14 protein-coding genes are annotated in these 20,677 nt (G+C 43.8%); 8 read left to right on the forward strand and 6 right to left on the reverse strand.

Annotated features, from left to right (window positions below):
* Positions 1-156 precede the first annotated feature (156 nt).
* On the forward strand, positions 157-1,251 hold the full coding sequence (locus tag MHH50_RS11230) for a glycosyltransferase family 2 protein (protein ID WP_340034330.1): 1,095 nt from the start codon (positions 157-159) through the stop codon (positions 1,249-1,251).
* Positions 1,252-3,250: 1,999 nt separating this feature from the next.
* On the opposite strand, the gene MHH50_RS11235 is transcribed toward MHH50_RS11230, so the two are convergent.
* On the reverse strand, positions 3,251-4,861 hold the full coding sequence (locus MHH50_RS11235; protein ID WP_340034331.1) for a helix-turn-helix domain-containing protein: 1,611 nt from the start codon (positions 4,859-4,861) through the stop codon (positions 3,251-3,253).
* Between the two features lie 14 nt (positions 4,862-4,875).
* On the reverse strand, positions 4,876-6,600 hold the full coding sequence (locus tag MHH50_RS11240) for a histidine kinase (protein ID WP_340034332.1): 1,725 nt from the start codon (positions 6,598-6,600) through the stop codon (positions 4,876-4,878).
* Between the two features lie 256 nt (positions 6,601-6,856).
* Here MHH50_RS11240 and MHH50_RS11245 point away from each other — a divergent pair, with 256 nt between their 5' ends.
* The 5 genes from MHH50_RS11245 to MHH50_RS11265 all read left to right on the forward strand — a co-directional run bounded on the left by MHH50_RS11245 (position 6,857) and on the right by MHH50_RS11265 (position 14,501).
* The gene (locus tag MHH50_RS11245) at positions 6,857-8,461 is read left to right on the forward strand and encodes an extracellular solute-binding protein (RefSeq protein ID WP_340034333.1); all 1,605 of its coding nucleotides are present in this window, start codon (positions 6,857-6,859) and stop codon (positions 8,459-8,461) included.
* 82 nt (positions 8,462-8,543) lie between these two features.
* On the forward strand, positions 8,544-9,467 hold the full coding sequence (locus MHH50_RS11250; RefSeq protein ID WP_076130366.1) for an ABC transporter permease subunit: 924 nt from the start codon (positions 8,544-8,546) through the stop codon (positions 9,465-9,467).
* Positions 9,468-9,484: 17 nt separating this feature from the next.
* Positions 9,485-10,408, forward strand: coding sequence for a carbohydrate ABC transporter permease (locus tag MHH50_RS11255; RefSeq protein ID WP_076130365.1), 924 nt, complete (start codon positions 9,485-9,487; stop codon positions 10,406-10,408).
* Between the two features lie 48 nt (positions 10,409-10,456).
* Positions 10,457-12,061, forward strand: a complete 1,605-nt coding sequence (locus MHH50_RS11260) for an extracellular solute-binding protein (RefSeq protein ID WP_340034334.1) — start codon at positions 10,457-10,459, stop codon at positions 12,059-12,061.
* A gap of 22 nt (positions 12,062-12,083) precedes the next feature.
* Positions 12,084-14,501: a TIM-barrel domain-containing protein gene (locus MHH50_RS11265; RefSeq protein WP_340034335.1), complete on the forward strand. Its 2,418-nt coding sequence runs from the start codon at positions 12,084-12,086 to the stop codon at positions 14,499-14,501.
* 89 nt (positions 14,502-14,590) lie between these two features.
* Here the strand turns inward: MHH50_RS11265 and MHH50_RS11270 are convergent, their stop codons facing one another.
* Positions 14,591-15,934 (reverse strand): glycoside hydrolase family 30 protein, encoded by a 1,344-nt coding sequence (locus MHH50_RS11270; RefSeq protein WP_076130363.1) that lies wholly within the window; start codon positions 15,932-15,934, stop codon positions 14,591-14,593.
* Positions 15,935-16,067: 133 nt separating this feature from the next.
* On the opposite strand from MHH50_RS11270, the gene MHH50_RS11275 reads away from it, so the two are divergent.
* Positions 16,068-16,862 carry an AraC family transcriptional regulator gene (locus MHH50_RS11275; protein WP_076130362.1) on the forward strand — a complete coding sequence of 265 codons (795 nt, stop codon included), beginning with the start codon at positions 16,068-16,070 and terminating at the stop codon, positions 16,860-16,862.
* A 73-nt stretch (positions 16,863-16,935) separates the two neighbouring features.
* Here the strand turns inward: MHH50_RS11275 and MHH50_RS11280 are convergent, their stop codons facing one another.
* Both MHH50_RS11280 and MHH50_RS11285 read right to left on the reverse strand, forming a co-directional pair.
* Positions 16,936-17,904 (reverse strand): glycoside hydrolase family 43 protein, encoded by a 969-nt coding sequence (locus tag MHH50_RS11280; RefSeq protein ID WP_076130361.1) that lies wholly within the window; start codon positions 17,902-17,904, stop codon positions 16,936-16,938.
* Between the two features lie 157 nt (positions 17,905-18,061).
* Positions 18,062-19,090 (reverse strand): glycosyltransferase family 4 protein, encoded by a 1,029-nt coding sequence (locus tag MHH50_RS11285; RefSeq protein WP_076280331.1) that lies wholly within the window; start codon positions 19,088-19,090, stop codon positions 18,062-18,064.
* Positions 19,091-19,231: 141 nt separating this feature from the next.
* On the opposite strand from MHH50_RS11285, the gene MHH50_RS11290 reads away from it, so the two are divergent.
* The gene (locus tag MHH50_RS11290) at positions 19,232-19,741 is read left to right on the forward strand and encodes a DinB family protein (protein WP_076280330.1); all 510 of its coding nucleotides are present in this window, start codon (positions 19,232-19,234) and stop codon (positions 19,739-19,741) included.
* 63 nt (positions 19,742-19,804) lie between these two features.
* Here the strand turns inward: MHH50_RS11290 and MHH50_RS11295 are convergent, their stop codons facing one another.
* On the reverse strand, positions 19,805-20,671 hold the full coding sequence (locus MHH50_RS11295) for a sugar phosphate isomerase/epimerase family protein (protein WP_076305635.1): 867 nt from the start codon (positions 20,669-20,671) through the stop codon (positions 19,805-19,807).
* Positions 20,672-20,677: the final 6 nt, after the last annotated feature.

The raw sequence follows: 20,677 nt of genomic DNA on the forward strand, positions 1-20,677 counted from the left end.
CTTATATAGACCTAAGAATGGAGTGGAAAGTTTCTTACATAACCTTTATATTTCTGAAGTTCTTCATGATCGGGCGGGATAGAGAGGGAGTCCGTTTCTTAAACCCTGCATATCAATATAGAAAGAATTTCAAACAAAGCGTGTAGGAGGGCGAGTATGGTTACGATTAGTTTATGTATGATAGTGCGAAATGAAGAAAAAAGCTTGCACCGATGTTTGTCTACCATTGCAAGTCTCGTAGATGAAATTGTTATCGTGGATACAGGCTCGACGGATAAAACAAAAGAGATTGCGTTGTCCTTCGGAGCTGTAATTTATGATTTTGAATGGATTGATAATTTTAGTGTCGCACGTAATTTTGCCTTTAGCAAAGCTACTCAGGAGTACATTTTGTGGCTTGATGCGGATGATTATATAAAGGAAGAGGATCAGATTCTTTTTAAAAAACTAAAAGAAATCCTGCCCGGACATATTCACAGTGTGAACATGCAATATAATCTGGCTTTTGACGAAGCGGGAAATGTCACAGCTAGTTTACGCCGCAACAGGCTGGTTCGGCGCAGCTGCAACTTTCAATGGATTGGGCCTGTTCATGAGTATTTAGAGGTAAGTGGTCCTTCTTTTAGTAGTGATGTCTGCATCACACATGAGAAAGATAAGGAATACACAGATCGTAATTTGCGGATTTATCAAAAACGAGTTGCACAGGGTGAAGTATTTTCGCCGAGAGACCAGTATTATTATGCGAATGAATTAAGGGATCATGCTATAAATGAAGAGGCTTGCAAATACTATGAGATTTTCTTAGCGGGTGGGCAGGGCTGGATTGAAGATAATTTCCAGGCTTGCCTAAAGCTTGCCGAATGCCGGGAACGGTTGGGGGATAAAGACGGTGCATTTGAAGCGTTATGTAAAACCTTGCAGTATGATAAACCACGGTCAGAGTTCTGTTGCCGACTGGGGGCACTTCTGCTGGAAAAAGGCCAGTTGCATCCAGCCGCATACTGGTATGAGCTAGCGATTCAGCTACCGCGGGATAACGATTCGATGGGGATGAAGAATGGGATCTTTTATACCTGGCTGCCGCATCTTCAATTGGCACTTTGTTATGATCGTCTCGGCCAACACGAGAAGGCGAATCATCACAATGAAACGGCGTTGAGTTTTTATCCATCCCATCCTAGTATGTTATACAATCGCACCTATTTTAAAAATCTGCTTGGCGATAAATATGTAGCGCTTCAGGCTTAATTTAGTAAAAGAGATGCCCCAGCCGTTCTGATTATAACTGCTGGGGCATTAATGCGTTTTTTGGAGCTTGCAAGATTACTGGCAGTGGGGAACCTTCCCGTGATCCCCGGCAAGCTTCGCTAATTAGCTCCAGATTTCCGCGTAGGAAGTAGCTATCGGACTCAGTTGACCTTAAACGTTGCTTTATGGCACATTTGGAATTCTAACGGACCGCATAGTCGCTATTGACCAGAAACACACTCGGTTTGGAGCAATATCTCAGGAATAGCTGCACTGGAGTCCGAAACTGTGCTCAAAAGGCGATAAATGAGCAAATAGCGTCATCTGGGTCCGAAAGCATCAGAGGGGAGAGGGTGAAGCGGATAGTAACTGGCGGAGTTGCGCTGTCCTCTTGATCCCCGGCAATCTTCGCTGATTGGCTCCAGATTTCCGCGTACGAAGTAGCTATCGGACTCAGCGGACCTTAAACGCTGCTATATGGCACATTTGGAATTCTAACGGACCGCATAGTCGCTATTGACCTGAAACACACTCGATTTGGAGCAATATCTCAGGAATAGCTGCACTGGAGTCCGAAACTGTGCTCAAAAGGCGATAAATGGGCAAATAGCGTCATCTGGGTCCGAAAGCACCTGGGGCGAGAGTGGGGCGGGTGGTTACTGGTTGTAAGAGTAAGCTCGGGGAAATGACTCCGGTAGTGTAGGAGAAAAGGCGTGGCGGATGATTACCGGGTGTAAGAGTAAGGTATGAGGTGTAAGATTCCCGGTAGCGTAGGAGTATAGGCGTGGCGGATGATTACTGTGTGTAAGAGTGAAGCGCATAGTTACTGGTGGGGTCTTGGTCGTTTCCCTTGATCCCCGTCAAGCTTCGCTGATTGGCTCCAGATTTCCGCGTACGAAGTAGCTATCGGACCCAGCTGACCTTAAACGCTGCTATATGGCACATTTGGAATTCTAACGGACCGCATAGTCGCTATTGACCTGAAACACACTCGATTTGGAGCAATATCTCAGGAATAGTTGCACTGGAGTCCGAAACTGTGCTCAAAAGGCGATAAATGGGCAAATAGCGTCATCTGGGTCCGGAAGCAGGGGCGAGAGTGGGGCGGATAGTTACTGGTGGTCTTGGGATTTTCTATGATCCCCGGCAAGCTTCGCTAATTAGCTCCAGATTTCCGCGTAGGAAGTAGCTATCGGACCCAGCTGACCTTAAACGCTGCTATATGGCACATTTGGAATTCTAACGGACCGCATAGTCGCTATTGACCAGAAACACACTCGGTTTGGAGCAATATCTCAGGAATAGCTGCACTGGAGTCCGAAACTGTGCTCAAAAGGCGATAAATGGGCAAATAGCGTCATCTGGGTCCGGAAGCACCTGAGGCGAGAGTGGGCCGGGTGGTTACTGGTTGTAAGAGTAAGCTCGGCGTAAATGACTCCGGTAGTGTAGGAGAAAAGGCGTGGCGGATGATTACCGGGTGTAAGAGTAAGGTAAGAGGTGTAAGATTCCCGGTAGCGTAGGAGTATAGGCGTGGCGGATGATTACTGTGTGTAAGAGTGAGGCGCATAGTTATTGGCGATGTTGAGCTGTTCCCTTGATCCCCCGGCATGTTTCGCTAATTAGCTCCAGATTTCCGCGTACGAAGTAGCTATCGGACCCAGCTGACCTTAAACGTTGCTTTATGGTACATTTGGAATTCTAACGGACCGCATAGTCGCTATTGACCTGAAACACACTCGATTTGGAGCAATATCTCAGGAATAGTTGCACTGGAGTCCGAAACTGTGCTCAAAAGGCGATAAATGAGCAAATAGCGTCATCTGGGTCCGGAAGCATCAGAGGGGAGAGGGTGGGGCGGGGGTTACTGGATGTAAGAGTAATGTTCGGCGTAAATGATTCCCGGCAGCGTAGGAGTAAAGGTAGACAGTAATTAATATTCAGAAGATATTCCAAAGAGGGTAACCCAGCATCCATGAACTAGATGCTGGGTTACCCTCTTTTAGTAAGCTGGATTGTATTGTTGTTCCTTTTTATAATCGTTTGGAGGGAGACCTACTTCTTGTTTGAAAAGCTTGGAGAAATAGGAGTAGTTGCTATAGCCGACTTTGTTCGCGACGGTATATACAGACATATTTGTGGTTTCTAATAGATGTTTCGCAGCAGCGATTCGGACGTGGATGACGTAACTGCCTAATGAAACCCCAGTTTCTCGTTTGAATATCCTCGCCAGGTAATCAGGATTGAGATAAACAATTTCAGCCAAATCATTTCGGGTCAGATCATCGCCGTAATGTGAATGAATGTATTGTTTGATTTCTTCTGCGACGGACTTAGGCTGGGCAGCAAAGTCACGATATTTCATGGCTGTAGTGACAAGGTATTTAAGATATTCTTCCATATCCTCGATTGAATCCAAAGAGTGCATAGATAACTTATCATTAGTTTTGCCAGAGTATAATTTGTGCGATCGTATCCCTTTCAGGTTGAGAAATGAATAGACTAGCTGAACTACATCTAAACGGAACAAGCTAAGGACAGAGGTCTCAAGTGTTCTATTGTTAAGCATGACCTTTAAATATTGTGTAACTTCTTCAAGAAAAGCAGTGAATTTATTCTGGTTCAGCAGCTCTTCCAAATAGGCAAGATCCGGTGGTGTATAGCCCGGTTTATTTTGCTGCAGATAAGCCTCCACCAAAAAGGTCTGATTTCTGCATCTCGTAATTTCTTCATCCATAGTCAGGGATTGTTTTAGAACATTCCCTACATTACTCAGTTTATCGTATAAGCCAATATTGCAGCAGACATCACATTTTAAATAAGGATTCGCCTTTTGAATAAAAGAAGAACATAATGCTTCAAGCCGTTGCGTGTCTGGTGCCTGGTTCCATTTTAAAATGGCGATCCAGTTATAATCTTTATATTCCAGAATGCTTTCGATGGTAAAACAAGGGTGCTGAAACAATTCGTACAATACATTTAGCAGGGCAAAATCAAACAGATCCTTTTCTTCTTTTCCCATGCTGCCATTGTAAGGGAATAAGTTAAATATCAAAGGCTGTAGAGTATCGCTCATTTGATAGGAGAGGTTTTGTTCTTCAATGGCATGTGTGATGTCTGCCAACTTAATCGGAAATGATGTACTGCCACTGACTAGCTTCCGCCAAAAATGCTCAAGAATCTTCGCCTGATTTTTTTGCCAAAAGTAACCGCCCTGAATGGCTTTTTCGTTTTTTTGCTGCTCTTTTGCTTGGGTGACCGCCTTTTGGATGATCAACATCAGCTTGTCAAATTCAATGGGTTTGAGGAAATATTCAAAGCTCTGCAATTCGATTGCTTTCTGCGCATAGTTGAAATCTGCATAATTGGTAAGAAGAATAGTCTGAATACTATAATTTCCCTCGCGAATCCATGCCAGTAATTCCAGTCCGCTGCCCTGCGGCATTTCAATATCTGAAATCAGAATTTGAACAGAATGCTTTTCTATTATTTCACGTGCTTGAGCGACATTATTAGCCGTATAAACGGTATCAATGTGGAGTGATTCCCAATCTATTTTCTTTTGCAATGCGGCAATAACATAAAAGTCATCATCAACAAGCAGTACATTCATAGTTTGCTCTCCATTCATTTAGATTTATCAGGAAGTTTCGGAAGATATAAGATTACACTAGCGCCGCCGCCCTCCAAATTGGAGAAGGTGACGGTTGCTCTTTTTAAATATAGGTACTCTAGTCTTTTAAGCGTATTCATAATGCCGATTTGCGTACCTTTACTTTGATCCAAGGGCTCTCCAAGATTAAGTTTCTCTAACACCTGAGGTGGAAAACCGGGACCGGTATCGGTGAGCTGGATAACGAGCATTTCTTCTTCCTGCTCCATCTGTAATCGTTGTACTGTAAGTCTGATCTCGGCTTCATGTTCGCGTGAAATCGCATATTTAATTGAATTTTCGATAAAGGTTTGCAGCACTAACGGTGGAATTTCCACACTGCCTGCCTGATCCTCTTGTTCGATGTAATAAATAAATGCGTCCTGATAACGTTGCTTTTGAATCTCCAAGTAGGTTCGGACATGCTCGATTTCATCCTCCAACCGGACAAAATTCTCGCCATTCTGAAAAATGTAACGGAAATACTTAGAGGTAGACAACGTCATATTTTCAATTTCTTTATACATATGAATTTGCGCCATGCTATAGATGCTAGTCAGACAGTTTAAGAAAAAGTGTGGTTTAATCTGTAGCTTCATATAGTCCAGCTGTATTCTTTGTTTCTCCAGTTCCTGCTCGTACATAGCGATTTTAAAGGTTTTGATTTGTTCAACCAAGCCTTTAAACTGAGTGTTTGCCTGTTCCAGCTCTATAATCTCACTGCTTTTGAAATCTGCGGGTTGCCCAGACTCATTAATGAAAGCAAGGTTATCGGAGAAGCTTTGAATCGGACCTAACACTCTTTTTTTGAAAAAGAGCAGAACAATGCATAACGTGGAGGTCACAATGAAGAACAATAACATAATAAGCAGCTGGGCAATCATGATTTTTTCGAATATGCCATATTTAATGACCATTTTGGTGCTGAAGGTGGTGTCTGAGAATGCGCTGTTGATGGTTGTACGCGATTGCAAAAGATTAGCGAATCCCCCATTTTCCGTTATTAACGTTCCGCTATTGGAGATCGGACTGGTTAAAGGCTGTTCATTCTCATCTACTAGAGAAACATAACCATTGGCGCCAAGATTAATTTGGCGTAGCGGCCGGATCAGATTATCTGCGGAGATCAGTCCAATTAAATAGCGATTGTAATAGGGCACGATATTAATTACATAATAATGGTTGTTCACAAGAATAGGCGTCCATTTGGAATAAAACTTCTCATACATCTCCTTATCATCAATATAAGAAATAATCTTCTTTTTCAGCTCCCTGTAATCCGTATAGGTTACGCTGATCGGTGCACAATTCAAAAAATAGGTCTCATTTTTCAAATAGTAGAAGAAGTTATACTCATGCCCGTAGTTTTTTTGCAGCTCGGTAAAGCGTTTGAACAGATTATCATTTGCTTTTAAGAACTCGATACTGTTGACCCCGTAAGTATTCATCGTTAGTAAGCTCTCATCGTTCCCAAGCGTCCAGCCCATATAGTGATTAATGTAGGCAAAATCATGATTAATACGATTGATGTAAAGCGCCGCAGTATCCTGCAAGTTTCGAGTGGACTGCTGCTTAACGATGGAAATGGAAGCGATGCTGATTCCTAAATCCAGAATAAGGACTGTGAATGAAACCAACATCATGACTTTTATATAATGGCGAATGGGGTAGGTTTTATGTTTCGCTGTTTTTTTGATCATAAAGTCATTATAAAACCTCTGCGTGAAAAAAACATAAGAACTCGCTAGTGATTTCCCTCAAAGTCCGGATAGCACATACAGAAGTCGGGATACTGTTATTAAATCTCCCCAAGTAGAGCATTTAGCTTTTGTATTTTTTGTAAGCGAATTCAAAGGTCTGGATAACCGTCTTAATGTGTCCGGAATACGAAAAAATAAGAAGTTATTATAAAGCTATTCAGATGCATTTTGATAAATTGAAATGGGGGATTAAGAGATGAGTCAACACAGTAAGAAAAAAACTGCAAAGAAATGGACTGTGGGTCTGCTGGCGGCTGCGATGGTATTTGGAATTGCTGGCTGCGGCGGTAACAACGGGAATAATGCAGCGACAAATGAAACGAGCAGCTATAACAAAGAAGGTCTGCCGATTGTGAATGAGCCTGTGACACTTAAAGTGCTGACTGTCCGTTGGGGGAGTATGGGGGACACCTTTACGCAAAACCAATGGCTGAAGGATCTGGAGAAAAATACGAATGTCAAAATCGATTGGCAAGTAATGTCCTCCAATGACTGGGGTGAGCAGAAGTCCATTATGCTGGCAAGTGGCACGCTTCCGGATATCGTTTTGGGAGATCAAACCTTTGGGGATGCCGATATCGTAAATAATCTGAGCTTTTTCCGGCCGCTTGATGATTATATTGAGCAAAATATGCCTAATCTCAAAGCAGCTATGGAAGAAACCCCAGAAATGAAAAAAATCAGCACATTTCCTGACGGGAAAATCTACTCCCTGCCAACAAGACTTCCTGCACGTCCAAAAAGCTCACGTCAGCCTGTGATTAACAAGACCTGGCTGGACAAATTGGGCTTGAAGGTGCCTGAAACGATTGATGAGCTTTATAACGTGCTCAAAGCTTTTAAAGAACAAGATCCGAATGGGAATGGAAAACAAGATGAGATTCCTTTTATTGAAATTGGTAATGACTTGATTAGTCCTTTCGGAATTGCCGATTTGAATAACAATAATATGATTATCAAGGACGGAAAAGCGATATATTTCCCTGTTTCGGAGGAGTTCAAAGAAGGTCTCAAATGGGAAAATAAATTGTATGCGGAAGGCTTGCTAGATAAAGAGGTATTCACTCAGGACGATACAATGAGATCGGCTAAGTTCCAGAATCCGGATGCTCCAATCGTAGGCTTTACGTACCAATGGACTCCAGACGCCGTGTTTGGGAAATGGAGCGATCAATATGTGACGATTCCACCGATTGCCGGACCAGATGGTAAACGTTATACGATCGGGAATCCGATTGGGATGAATCTTAATCGTAATGAGCTGCTGATCACCACATCCTGCAAATATCCTGAGGTTGCTGCACGTTGGGCAGATCAGTTCTATACTGACGAAGCGAGCATTCAGAATTTCTGGGGTGCGATTGGAACGGTTATTAAGAAAAACGATGATAGCACTTATACATTGATGGATCCACCAGCTGGAACCAGCGCAGATGCTTGGTATTGGGATCAATCGCTACGTGATTTTGGACCGAAATATGTGAGCCCATCCTTTGAATCGAAAATCGTCCTGAACCCTGAAAGTGGAGATGGACTGAAGCTGCAACTGGATAAGCTGGGCAGTGAATATGTAACCACACCTTTCCCTAACGTAATGTACACTTCTGAGGAGTTCGAGGAGCTGCCAACCTTGACTACGGATATCGACAGCTATGTGAATACTATGCGGGCGCAATTTATTAGCAAAGGCGGAATTGACGAGGGCTGGGATGATTATGTGAGCAAGCTTAATAAAATGGGACTTGAAAAGTTAGTTAAGATTCGCACGGATGCTTACAGCCGTTATATGAACGTGAAATAACCTATTCGTCTTTCGAAAAAGGTGCTGCCCTGCAGGATAGCTGTGGGGTAGCATTCTCTATTTTAAATAAGGAGGGGATGTCATGAAATCTAGTCCACTTCATTTCGGGCGGAAATTCGGACAAATCAAACAAAATTGGGGTCTCTATCTATTGCTTTTCCCTGCTGTAGTTCTGACGCTATTATTCGCGTACAAGCCAATGTACGGGGTGCTGATTGCTTTCAAGGATTATAGCCCGGCGTTGGGAATTGGAGGCAGCCCTTGGGCTGGATTCAAGTACTTCGAGAAATTTTTTCATTCCTATCAATTTTCATCAACGATTAAAAATACATTGATCATCAGTGTATACAGTCTGATTACCTTTCCGATTCCAATTATACTGGCGCTGATGGTTAACCAGATGAGACCTAACCGGTTCAGACGTTTTTTCCAGACGGTGTCCTATATGCCGCACTTTATCTCCACAGTAGTAATGGTGGGTTTAATGATGATTTTGTTCTCACCTAGCACCGGACTGCTGGGCAATATATATAGTCTTTTTGGAAAAGAGGCTCCTGATCTGATTGGCTCCGCTGGATTATTCAGCAGTGTGTATGTTTGGTCAGATGTGTGGCAGCATGTCGGCTGGGACAGCATTATCTTTATCGCTGCGCTCTCCGCAGTTGATCCTAGCTTGTACGAGGCGGCAACCGTAGACGGAGCAAGCCGGATGCATAAAATTCGTTATATCGATATTCCGATGCTGATGCCAACAGCGATAACCTTGCTTATTTTGCGGGTCGGTGGATTGCTTGGGGTTGGGTTTGAAAAAGTGTACTTAATGCAAAATGACTTGAACATCACTTCAAGCGAAATTCTTTCTACTTATGTCTACAAAATTGGCTTGCTCAGCAGTCAATACAGCTTTTCCTCGGCGATCAACCTGTTTAACACCGTTATTAATTTTATTTTATTGATCATGGTCAATCAGATTTCTAAAAAACTAAGCGAAAATAGCTTGTGGTAGAAGGGAGGAGCATTGAAATGGGAGGTTTAGAGACAGTTACTAAAGGGAATGTGGGGAAAATAAAGAAGAATCGTTCTTCGGATACTATAATGGAAATAGTGATGTATGTTATATCAGCAATTTTTCTAGTTATCTTAATTTATCCGCTATATTTTATCGTCATTGCTTCGTTCAGTGATCCTTCCGCGGTGGCGGGGGGGCAGGTTTGGTTATTTCCTAAAGGGTTCACCTTCGATGGTTACAAAGAGCTGCTGCGTCATGAAAATATTTGGATCGGTTACTGGAATACCATCATGTATACGGTGGTAGGGACGGCAATCGGTTTAATTGTAAATATTTCTGCGGCCTATGCGTTGTCCAGAAAGGATCTTGTGGGGCGAAAATATCTTTCCCTGTTTTTCATCTTTACGATGTTTTTTAATGGGGGGTTAATTCCGACTTTTCTAACGATCCGTGATTTCCATCTGTACGACACATTTCTGGTGATGGTACTGCCTTTCTCCGTTGGGGTGTTTAACATTATCGTTGCCCGCACCTTTTTTCAGTCGAGTATTCCGGGAGATTTATGGGAAGCTGCACAGATCGATGGTTGTGGAAATCTTCGATATTTTGTACAGATCGTTTTGCCACTATCGAAGGCGATTATTGCCGTGCTGGGTCTATGGATCGCCGTTGGTTACTGGAATTCATATTTTAATGCCTTGATCTATTTGAAAAATCCTAATATGTATCCTTTGCAGCTGATTCTGCGAAATATTCTGATCACCAATCAGATGCAATCGGGGATGGGAACCGGGGAGGCTGCGCAAATCGCATTACGACTCGCCAATATGATGCGTTATTCTGTTATTATCGTGGCAACGGTTCCGATCATGTGTGTGTACCCCTTTGTACAAAAATACTTTAACCAAGGGGTAATGATCGGCGCAGTGAAGGAATAGTACATTCGGCTATTCTACTAACATTCATTCGTAAGGAGCAAGAACGTTATGAAAAAGCAACAAAAAAACAGGATATATAGAACAATCACCGTCATTCTTTTAGTGACAACGTTGCTTGCTAGCCTTACTGCCTGTAAAGGGAGCAATGGGGTTAATTCTGTTGAACCTGAGCCGGGCGGATTTAACAAAGAAGGATTGCCGATAGTGGATAAGCCTGTGACGCTGAAAGTACTCACTGTCCGGTGGGTAAGCATGGGAGATTCTTTTACCGAGAATCAATGGCTCAAGGATTTGGAGAAGAACACGAATGTCAAAATCGAGTGGCAGGTGATGTCCTCCAATGATTGGAGTGAACGGAAGTCTATTATGCTGGCCAGCGGCACACTTCCAGATATCATTTTAGGGAGTCAGACCTTTGGAGATGCGGATATCGTCAATAATTTAAGCTTATTTCGGCCGCTAGATGATTATATTGAGGAAAACATGCCTAATCTCAAAGCAGCTATGGAAGAAACACCGGAAATGAAAAAAATCAGCACCTTTCCTGACGGGAAAATCTACTCGCTGCCTGCAAGATTACCCTCACGTCCTAAAAGTTCACGTCAGCCTGTGATTAATAAAACCTGGCTGGACAAATTGGGTTTGAAGGTACCGGATACGATAGACGATCTTTATAACGTGCTAAAAGCATTCAAAGAACAAGATCCGAATGGAAACGGAAAACAGGATGAGATTCCTTTTATCGAATTAAGTAATGATCTAATCAGTCCTTTCGGAATTGCAGATTTGAATAATAACTTCATGGTGGTCAAGGACGGAAATGCGGTTTATTACCCGATTTCAGAGGAATACAAAGAAGGGCTCAAATGGGAGAGCAAATTGTTTAAAGACGGATTACTTGATAAAGAAGTATTCACTCAAGACGAAACGATGAGATCGGCAAAGTTTCTAAATCCGGATGCCCCAATCGTAGGCTTCTCTTATCAGTGGACGCCAGACGCTATGTTTGGCAAATGGAGTGATCAATATGTGACCATTCCGCCAATTGCTGGACCAGACGGGAAGCGCTACACCGTTGGAAACCCGTATGGGATGAATCTGGAACGCAACGAGCTGTTGATCACCACATCCTGCAAGTATCCAGAAATTGCAGCACGCTGGGCGGATCAGTTCTATACCAATGAAGCCAGCATTCAGAATTTCTGGGGTGCCATTGGAACGGTGATTAAGAAAAATGACAACGGTACGTATACATTGATGGACCCTCCAACCGGCACCAGTGCGGATGCTTGGTATTGGGAACAGTCACTCCGGGATTTTGGGCCGAAATATGTAAGCCCAGCTTTTGAAAAGACCATCTTTCTAAATCCTAAAACCGGAGATGGACTGAAGCTACAACTCGATAAGCTGGGAAGTGACTACACAACACCACCTTTCCCCAACGTAATGTACACTGCAGAAGAGTTTCAGGAGCTGCCGACCTTGACCACCGATATTGATAGTTACGTCAATACAATGCGTGCTCAATTTATAATCTCAGGTGTTATTGACGAGCAGTGGGATGACTATGTGAAGCAGCTACGGGGGATGGGCCTCGAAAAGATGGTGAAAATTCGGACAGATGCTTTCAGCCGTTATATGGGCGTTGAATAACAAGAAATGAGGTTTTTACTTGATGGGAAATATAATGAAAGAGCCAACCCCTTTGGCGGCCCAATTAAAGCTGCATTCTGAACCAGGCAGTAATGCTGACGCGATTATTCAGGGGGAGTGCTATCGGTTCACTGTCTTAACTCCGGAGCTTATCCGGATGGAATATAGTGAGGAAGGTTTTTTCGAAGATCGGGCGTCACAGACCGTTGTGAATCGCAATTTCCCGGTTCCAGAGTTCCGCGTAATGGATCTGGGGAATAAACTTGAGTTGATTACGGAGCGCCTGCATTTAACTTATGACAAGCAGCCTTTCTCCCGGCATGGTCTCAATGTTCGGGTGAGAAACGAAGCGGGTCACCTAATGAGTGTCTGGAATTATGGAGATACAGTCCAAGATTTGGGAGGAACAGCACGTACCCTGGATAATGCAGATGGTGCCATTCCGCTGGAGTACGGACTACTTTCACGTGCGGGGTATACGTTAGTTGATGATAGCACCTCCCTAGTACTGGAAGAGGATGGACGGGTCGAGCTACGGGCGTTGGCTGGCCTCGATGTTTATTTTTTTGGATACGGTCATGATTATTTGCACTGCTTGAAGGATTTCTATCACCTTTGCGGTCGTACGCCCCTATTGCCACGTTATGCCCTTGGCAACTGGTGGAGCCGTTATTACCGATATTCAGAAGAAGAATACAAAGCGTTAATGGAGCGGTTTGAGCTCGAGCGAATTCCGTTCTCCGTCGCTGTTATAGATATGGATTGGCATCTCGTCGATATTGATCCGCAGTACGGCAGTGGCTGGACGGGTTATACCTGGAACCGGGAACTGTTTCCGGAGCCTCAAAGATTTTTGGCATGGCTGCATGAAAAAGGCCTTCGAGTAACGCTCAACGTACATCCAGCAGACGGTGTACGGGCCTTTGAAGATCCTTATCTGGCCATTGCTGCAGAGATGGGGATGGACCCGGAAAAAGGGGATGCTGTGGAATTTGATATCACGGATCCGAATTTTTTGCGGGCATACTTTAAGTTTCTGCATCATCCGCTAGAGGATGAAGGTGTGGACTTCTGGTGGATTGATTGGCAGCAGGGTGGAGTGACTAAAGTACCGGGACTAGATCCGCTTTGGATGCTGAACCATTATCACTATCTGGATAGCGGCCGGCGCGGCAACCGGCAGATTACTTTTTCCCGTTATGCAGGTCTTGGCAGCCATCGTTATCCTGTGGGCTTCTCTGGAGATACCATTGTCACTTGGGAGTCGCTGGATTTCCAGCCATACTTCACAGCCAACGCCGCCAACGTGGGATATGGTTGGTGGAGCCATGATATCGGGGGCCATATGAATGGTTATTTAGACGATGAGTTGGCAATGCGCTGGGTGCAATTCGGTGTGTTTTCACCTATTCTGCGGTTACATAGTTCTGCTAGTGCCTTTAACAGTAAGGAGCCATGGCGATTCAATAAGATTGCGGAAGATGTGATGAAGGATTGCCTGCGCTTGCGGCATAGTTTACTTCCCTATCTGTACACCATGAATCGCTACGCCAGCCGCGATAGTCTTCCGTTAATCCGACCGATGTATTATCATCATGCGTTGTCGAATGAAGCCTATGAAGTGCCCAATGAATATTATTTCGGAACGGAACTTATTGCCTGTCCGATTACACAGCCGGTCAACCCAAAGGTAGGCGTTGCCGAATTTAAGGCTTGGTTACCTGAAGGGATTTGGATAGATTTTTTTAACGGAAGAGTGTACGACGGTGGCAGAAAGCTTTCTCTTTATCGCAATCTTGAGAATATCCCTGTATTAGCTAAAGCGGGTGCTATTGTGCCCATGGCAGATCTGACGCAATTTACCTCTTCAGTGGATAATCCGAGGCATATGGAGGTCCGTGTATTTGCGGGAGGAAGGGGTCATTTTCATCTCTGGGAGGATGAGGGCGATACTGCGGAGGATCAGGACGATCAATGGTGTGATACAGAAATGATCCTGGAAATGGGGGATAGAGCGAGCTTCAAGATCCTCTCTGCTAAGGGAAATACAAAGGTTGTGCCTGAGCGGAGATCGTGGAAGCTGTCCTTTGTTGGTTTTGCTGATACGAAGGTACAGGTATTCGCTGGCGGCACAGAAATCGAAGCAAACATGGACTATGATGAGGCTACACATACGCTTACGATCATGATTTCGGATCAAGCGGTAGAGCATTCATTGGAGGTAACGTTCACAGATGCCCGGATTGCGGTGAATTCGGTAGATGATGAGGTGTTCAGCCTTCTGAACCGTGCGCAAATTCTTTTCCAATTGAAAGAACAAATTTACCATGTAGTCAAAGCAGCAGTAACGCCGATGGCAGCCCTGGCTTCTCTTGCCTCGTTGGATCTTGAACATACACTGTATGGAGCGTTATGCGAAATACTGTCGGCAAGACTTTAAGCACTATTTCATTGAATTTAATAAAAAAGGAGGTTCTCTCTGTGCGCTGGCATAAAGAGAACCTCTTTTTTATTAGGAATGAACCGCTGCTACTTAATTAGCAGGGTTTGAATGGCATGAGCCGGAATCATGTTCTCAGCCAGTTCGTCATGGAAGCGCAGGGTGAATGGAAGCTCTTGCTCTGTGCGATTCATAACGATAACAGCAATAGTGCCATCAGGGTTGCGGAAAGCTGTTGTTTCAAGCTTATCTGTATATTTGGAGAAACCAATGCGTTTAGCACCCGGACGAATATATTTACTGAAGTGCCCGATGTAATAGAAAGAGCTCTCAAAAGTAATTTCATCGTTTTTGGTATCTCCGATAATTGGAGCGTCACAGTAATTTCCTACATGATTAGGTCCACCTTGCTCATCCAAGACAATGTTCCAGTCTGTCCAGCTCGACATCCAGTTGTTCAGATTGCCAATGATATCATGTCCGTAACGTTCACCGGTGTTCCATGAGCCGAGATGAACGCCACCTTCTTGGCAGCCTTCGCTGAAGAACAGCTTTTTATCTGGGAAACGATCATGTACAGCAGAGAGGGCTTCGAAGTGATCACCGGAATACCAATGGAAGCAGATTCCCCATATGTATTTGGACGCTGCTTGATCTTCAAAAGCAACCTTAGCACGGTCATATACCCGTTCTTTGTTATGATCCCAGATCATAACTTTTACATGGCCCAAGCCCGCTTGTTCCAGAGCAGGTCCCAAGTAGTCACGCACAAAATCCTTTTCTTCTTCAGCGGTATACAGGCAGGAATCCCATCTTTGTACAGCTTTGGCTTCATTCTGAACACTGACAGCCCAGATATCAATCCCTTCTGCAGCGTACGCCTCAATATATTTAACGAACATGTTAGCCCAAGCCTCACGATATTCAGGCTTAAGAGCTCCGCCTCCGTTCATTTGCCCGTTTGTCTTCATGAACGCTGGAGGACTCCATGGGGAAGAGAACAGACGAAAATCTTCACCTACTGCTGCGGCAGCATTTTTTATGAGGGGGATAATTGATTCGTGATCTCTGGAAATATCGAATGAACGTAGCTCCGCATCGCCTTCCTCTACATAAGCATAGTTGCCCAGTGAGAAGTCGCAGCTTTGGATGTGTGAGCGGCAAAGGGTGTATCCGATGCCGTGCTCAGGATGAAAATAAGCGTCAATGATTTCTTTTTGTTTAGCTTCACTAAGTTTAGCGATAGTAACGGCAGAGGACTCCGTAAGGGCTCCACCAAAGCCTTCAATTTCTTGATACTCCAGATCATCATAGATATTGATTAGCTCTGATTCGACTCCTGACGTATCGGGAAGGAAAATCAGAGGGTCCTTTTCTGTTAAACGATCCGTGGTTTCTTTAGCGGTTTGAATGACGCGAATAGTTTTACTCATAATGGTTGATAACCTCCTACATATGAATTCTGTCTTTATTATAGAAGGAGATTCACTGCACTTTGAAGAAACTATATGGCTAAGAACCTCAACAATCTGGTCATTGATTACTATAGAAAGAGGAGCAAATGCGATGGAAACAAACAGCGTTCAAATTAGTTTGTGTGGATTTATCCGCCATACTCAGCCTTTTCGGCAACTATATCGCAGTGGGTTGGATACCTATATCATCAGGCTGCAAGCCGAAGGGGAATGTGAAGTCCTCATTGATGGAGAAATGACTACCGTAGTACCTGGGGATCTACTATTATTTAAGCCCTATGATATATATGATCTGAGAATCGGTGAAAAGAAAAGTCCTCTGGGACATAGTGTGGACTATTTTGTAATGTGTACAGGGGAATGGGTGGACCACTGGTGGAACCTGCGTGAGCGACCCAAAAAGGTAAGAATTGCGGATGATGGTAAGCTGCAAAGTATATGGCAACAGCTTGATCTGGAGAATAGAAGACTAGACGGGGGTAGCCCTGAAATACTTGAAGCACTATTTAAAGCTTTATGTTTGCTGTTAGATCGGGCTATGGAAGAGGCACCTGCATCATCTTCGGCTTCACTTCTACACGGACTTAAGATGAAGAGTTATGTGGAGGAGCATGCTACTTCAGAGATCAGACTAAAGGACGTAGCCGCTCATGCTGGAATTAGTGTGACAAGGGCCGTGCATGTATTCAAAATCCAATTCGGTTATTCTATTATGCAATATGCGGGGCAAATCCGGCTTGCGATGGCACTGAGATTAATGGACAATACCAATTACACCTTAGAGCGTATAGCAGAGGAGACGGGGTTTGGAAGTTATACCTATTTTCACAGGGTGTTTCGGGAGCGTTATGGTGTCTCGCCAGGTATTTATCGAAAGAGAGAGTAGAAGGTTTAGCAGTAAAAAGAAGCTGCCCCATAAATCACAGAATAGGGCTTAGGGGCAACTCCTCGATTAGACGTTAATTATAGTAAGGCCAGCCAGCTGAATCCCATTCGAGATCACTGATTAACAATTTGGGTGCACCATTCTCGGCGACACTGTAAGCATGGCGGACGATAACGTTGGTTCCGTATATATCCTGTCCACCAGGACCCGCCCAAAAACTGTTGCCGCTATCGATGACCGTAGCCCCGCCATTTTTCATATCAGTACCGTCCTTTGCATAGAAAGGACCCAGTACGCTGGTTGAGCGTCCCACTGCAATTTTATAGGTGCTGTTTACGCCTGAGCAGCATTGGCCAATGGATACGAATAGATAATAATATCCGGTATTTGGATTGTAAACCATGCTGGAGCCTTCAATCCCCCCGGATTTAGTGGCAATGCGATAGGAGTTGCCCGTTGGCTTCATGGTTGTTTTGTTGATGGAGGTAATGTAAATCCCGTTGCTCCAGGAACCGAAGGTCATCCATAGGTTTCCGTTAGCATCTGCCGTAATGTTAGGATCAATGGCGTTATAATTGGAGGCGTCATTTGACGAGATAACGACACCTTGGTCCGTCCATTTTCCCCCGGAGATCGATTTAGTAGTTACTAAACCAATAGCAGACACTCTTGAGCCGAATGTGGAGATAGAATAATAGAGGTAATAGGTACCGTTATAGTAGAAAATTTCTGGAGCCCATACATCTAGCCCTTCTTGATTGGGAACATAAGAGCTCCACCAGGAGGGTTTCGAGTTATAAATCGGAAGGGAGCGAATATAGTTCGTTCCATCGTTTGAAAACATCACTTGGAGACCTGATCCCGTGCTGAATACCCAATGTGTGTTTCCTTCTTTGATATATGAAGGGTCGTGTACGTTGGTATCTCCAGTCAGATTCCAGGTTGCTGCATAAGCTTGCGATCCTGCTGAGAAAACAGTTGTAAAAAGCATTAAAAAAGACAACAATAACAACCGATAACCTTGCCTACCTTTTTTCGCCATATTCCTTCTCCTTTTAGTTTAGACTTCCCTAAAGTGTTTCATTATTTTGCAATTGATAACGCTTACATAATATCTTGTATTATTTCTCTAGTCAATGATTCTTTTGGATCAATAAAAAAGCAAATCTCAGCCATCGGAGACTTGCTTTTTTATATTTTTATAATAAATCTGTGATCGCTTGTTCAAATAATCTGACACTATTTTCCCAAGTCCATTTGCGCGAATATCTTTCCCCCTGCTCCGCTAATTTAGTTCTTAAGTTGGGATCACGTATTAAGCGGATGACATCTTCACCGAGCCGGTTCTCATATCGATAAGAGAGCAAACAGTTTTTCTTGTGATGGGCGTATTCCATATTCCCACCCGAATATACACAGACTAACGCTGCTCCACAACGCATGGCCTCAAGTCCCGGTAAAGAGCCTGTATCAAAAATACTTGAGCTAACAAAAATATCCGCACCGTTATAGTGATAGCAGAGCTCCTCATCATTTGCTGGCGTAAAGAACCGATATTTGCCAGTAGCTTTCATTCTTTGGAGAATTTCTGAGGTGTTGAACTCGTCAGGCGGACTGATGAAGTTAATATTTACATCGGGATATTGGCTTTTTACGTAATCCAGCTGTTCTATAAGATAATCTTGCTCACGGTGCCAGGAGAAACCTCGTTCTGTTTTTCTTAATATAGCTGTTATGTTTAAAGGCTCTTGAAGACTGTGACGGATATTCATATTTTTAAAAGAGGAGCTAATGCCAATGGGCACGATACTGCCGGTGATACCATGATTTAAACGGATCAGCTCCTGCTGCCAACGTGATAAAACGATTAGATGCTCAGTGATGTGATAGGAGGGGAAGGAGCGTCCGTTATCCGGTAAAAAAGGTGGCTCATAACATAAAGATAAACGTACATGAACCCCTTTTCCTTGTTGGCTTGCTGCTTGGGCGATGGGGACAGTTGTATAATAATTAGAAACAATGACGTCTCCGGGAGGAAAGTCATGCTCGTGAATATTCATATGTGAGGAGCGGATTACGTTTGCGCGCACATCATAAGAAATAGCGCCATCCACAGGCAAAAGGAGATTGACCTGATGACCCAAGTCTGTCAGCCCATTGGTGAGCTCTACTAGCATACGTTGTGCTCCGCCATGAGATAAGGTCAGAATAGGGAATGTGAATCGCATTGATAATCCCGTCCCTTCCAAGTTAGAGCTATAATATGAAAAAATATGATTCAATCGTTCCTTTTTTTATTTTATTCAGCTCCTATAGAAAAGTACCATTTATCAAGTTTATAAAGAAAAGTAGAAGGAAGAGGGGTTAGTATGAGTGAAATCATTATCGAATGTATGAGAAGGCTCGATCAATCCTTGGGGTATGTGGAGCAAGCTGTAAATAAGCTAACGACCGAAGAGATCTGGTTTCGTCCAAAGTCAAAAATGAATGCCATTGGTAACCTATGCCTGCATATTGCGGGCAGCGAATATCAGCATCTGGTCAGCGGAATCGGCAATAAGCCAATAGAAAGAGATAGACCTAATGAATTTTTGACCAGAGGCGGTTATTCATCACAGGAATTATTGCAGTATATGCTAAAGGTCAGGGAAGAAAGCCGTTCGGTGGTGGGCAATTTGACGAAGGCTGATCTAGAACGGGAGGTCACCATTAGTTTCCCTGAGGGGGCTGGAATGGAGAATTATACTTGGAGTATTCAAAAGATTATGATCGGAGCGGCAGAGCATTATTCCTATCATACAGGTCAAATCGTATATGCCTCTAAATTGCTGCAGAAAGAGGATGATCATCTGCTCAATAACTGGAAGCATTATTTTTGAGCATAGATAAAGCTGGGGATAGATGCGCAGCTGCTGCTAACACCTATCCTCAGAAATGGATTTTTATTGTGTTATAGGTGCAAGCTTCTTCAGTAAAGCAACGGTTTCATTAACCTCCAGATCCTTGATATCTTCTAATGACACATCGATCATTGGCTTATATTCTTGGAGTTTGCGCAGGAAAGCCTCGGTATGGAATACTCCGCTGCCTGCTTTTCCGTGGTATGCTTTTTCACCATCTTGATAGATATCTTTTAAATGCGCCAGAATGATACGGTCGCCGAATAATCTAAAGGAATCATCGACAATTTGATCCTGCAAATGCGCAGCCGTGCCAATAAAATTACAAGGGTCCAATACAACACCTATACAGCTTGATGGGACTTCATCTAAGATGCGGCGCATCTTGTCTGGTGTAGAAAGTGTATGTGTGCAGACCCCTTCTAGTCCTAGAAAAACGCCCCATTTTTCAGCTTCCTCTGCAAGTTCTTCTACAGTTGCCCTTAACGTATCCCAGCCGATAGCTTCGTAATGGATCGGATCTTGTGCTTGAAAAGTAGTCAGCGCACCTGTTTCTGTTGCCACCATAGGTGCGCCGAATTGGCGGGCATAACGAAGATGCTCTTTAAAACGATTGATCTCAGCTCTCCGGATGACAGGATCCGGATGAACAGGGTTGATGTAACAGCCCAAAACACCGATACGTATTCCTGCTTTGTCAAATTGTTCGCCAATATAGCTGGCAAGACCTGGACTTAGTTTACCGGTAGAAGTGTCGATGTCCTGAATGGCTTTGGATAATGCAAGCTGAACAAAATCGATATCATAATTCTGAAGGGTTGCAGTTAACGACTTGAGCGGCAGGCAGCCAAATGTGTGGGCTAGAGTTCCGTATCTGATGAGTAACCTCTCCTTTAATAGAGTAAGTATGAGTAA

Source organism: Paenibacillus sp. FSL H3-0302, from assembly GCF_037982245.1.
GTDB classification, from domain to species: Bacteria; Bacillota; Bacilli; order Paenibacillales; family Paenibacillaceae; genus Paenibacillus_AQ; species Paenibacillus_AQ odorifer.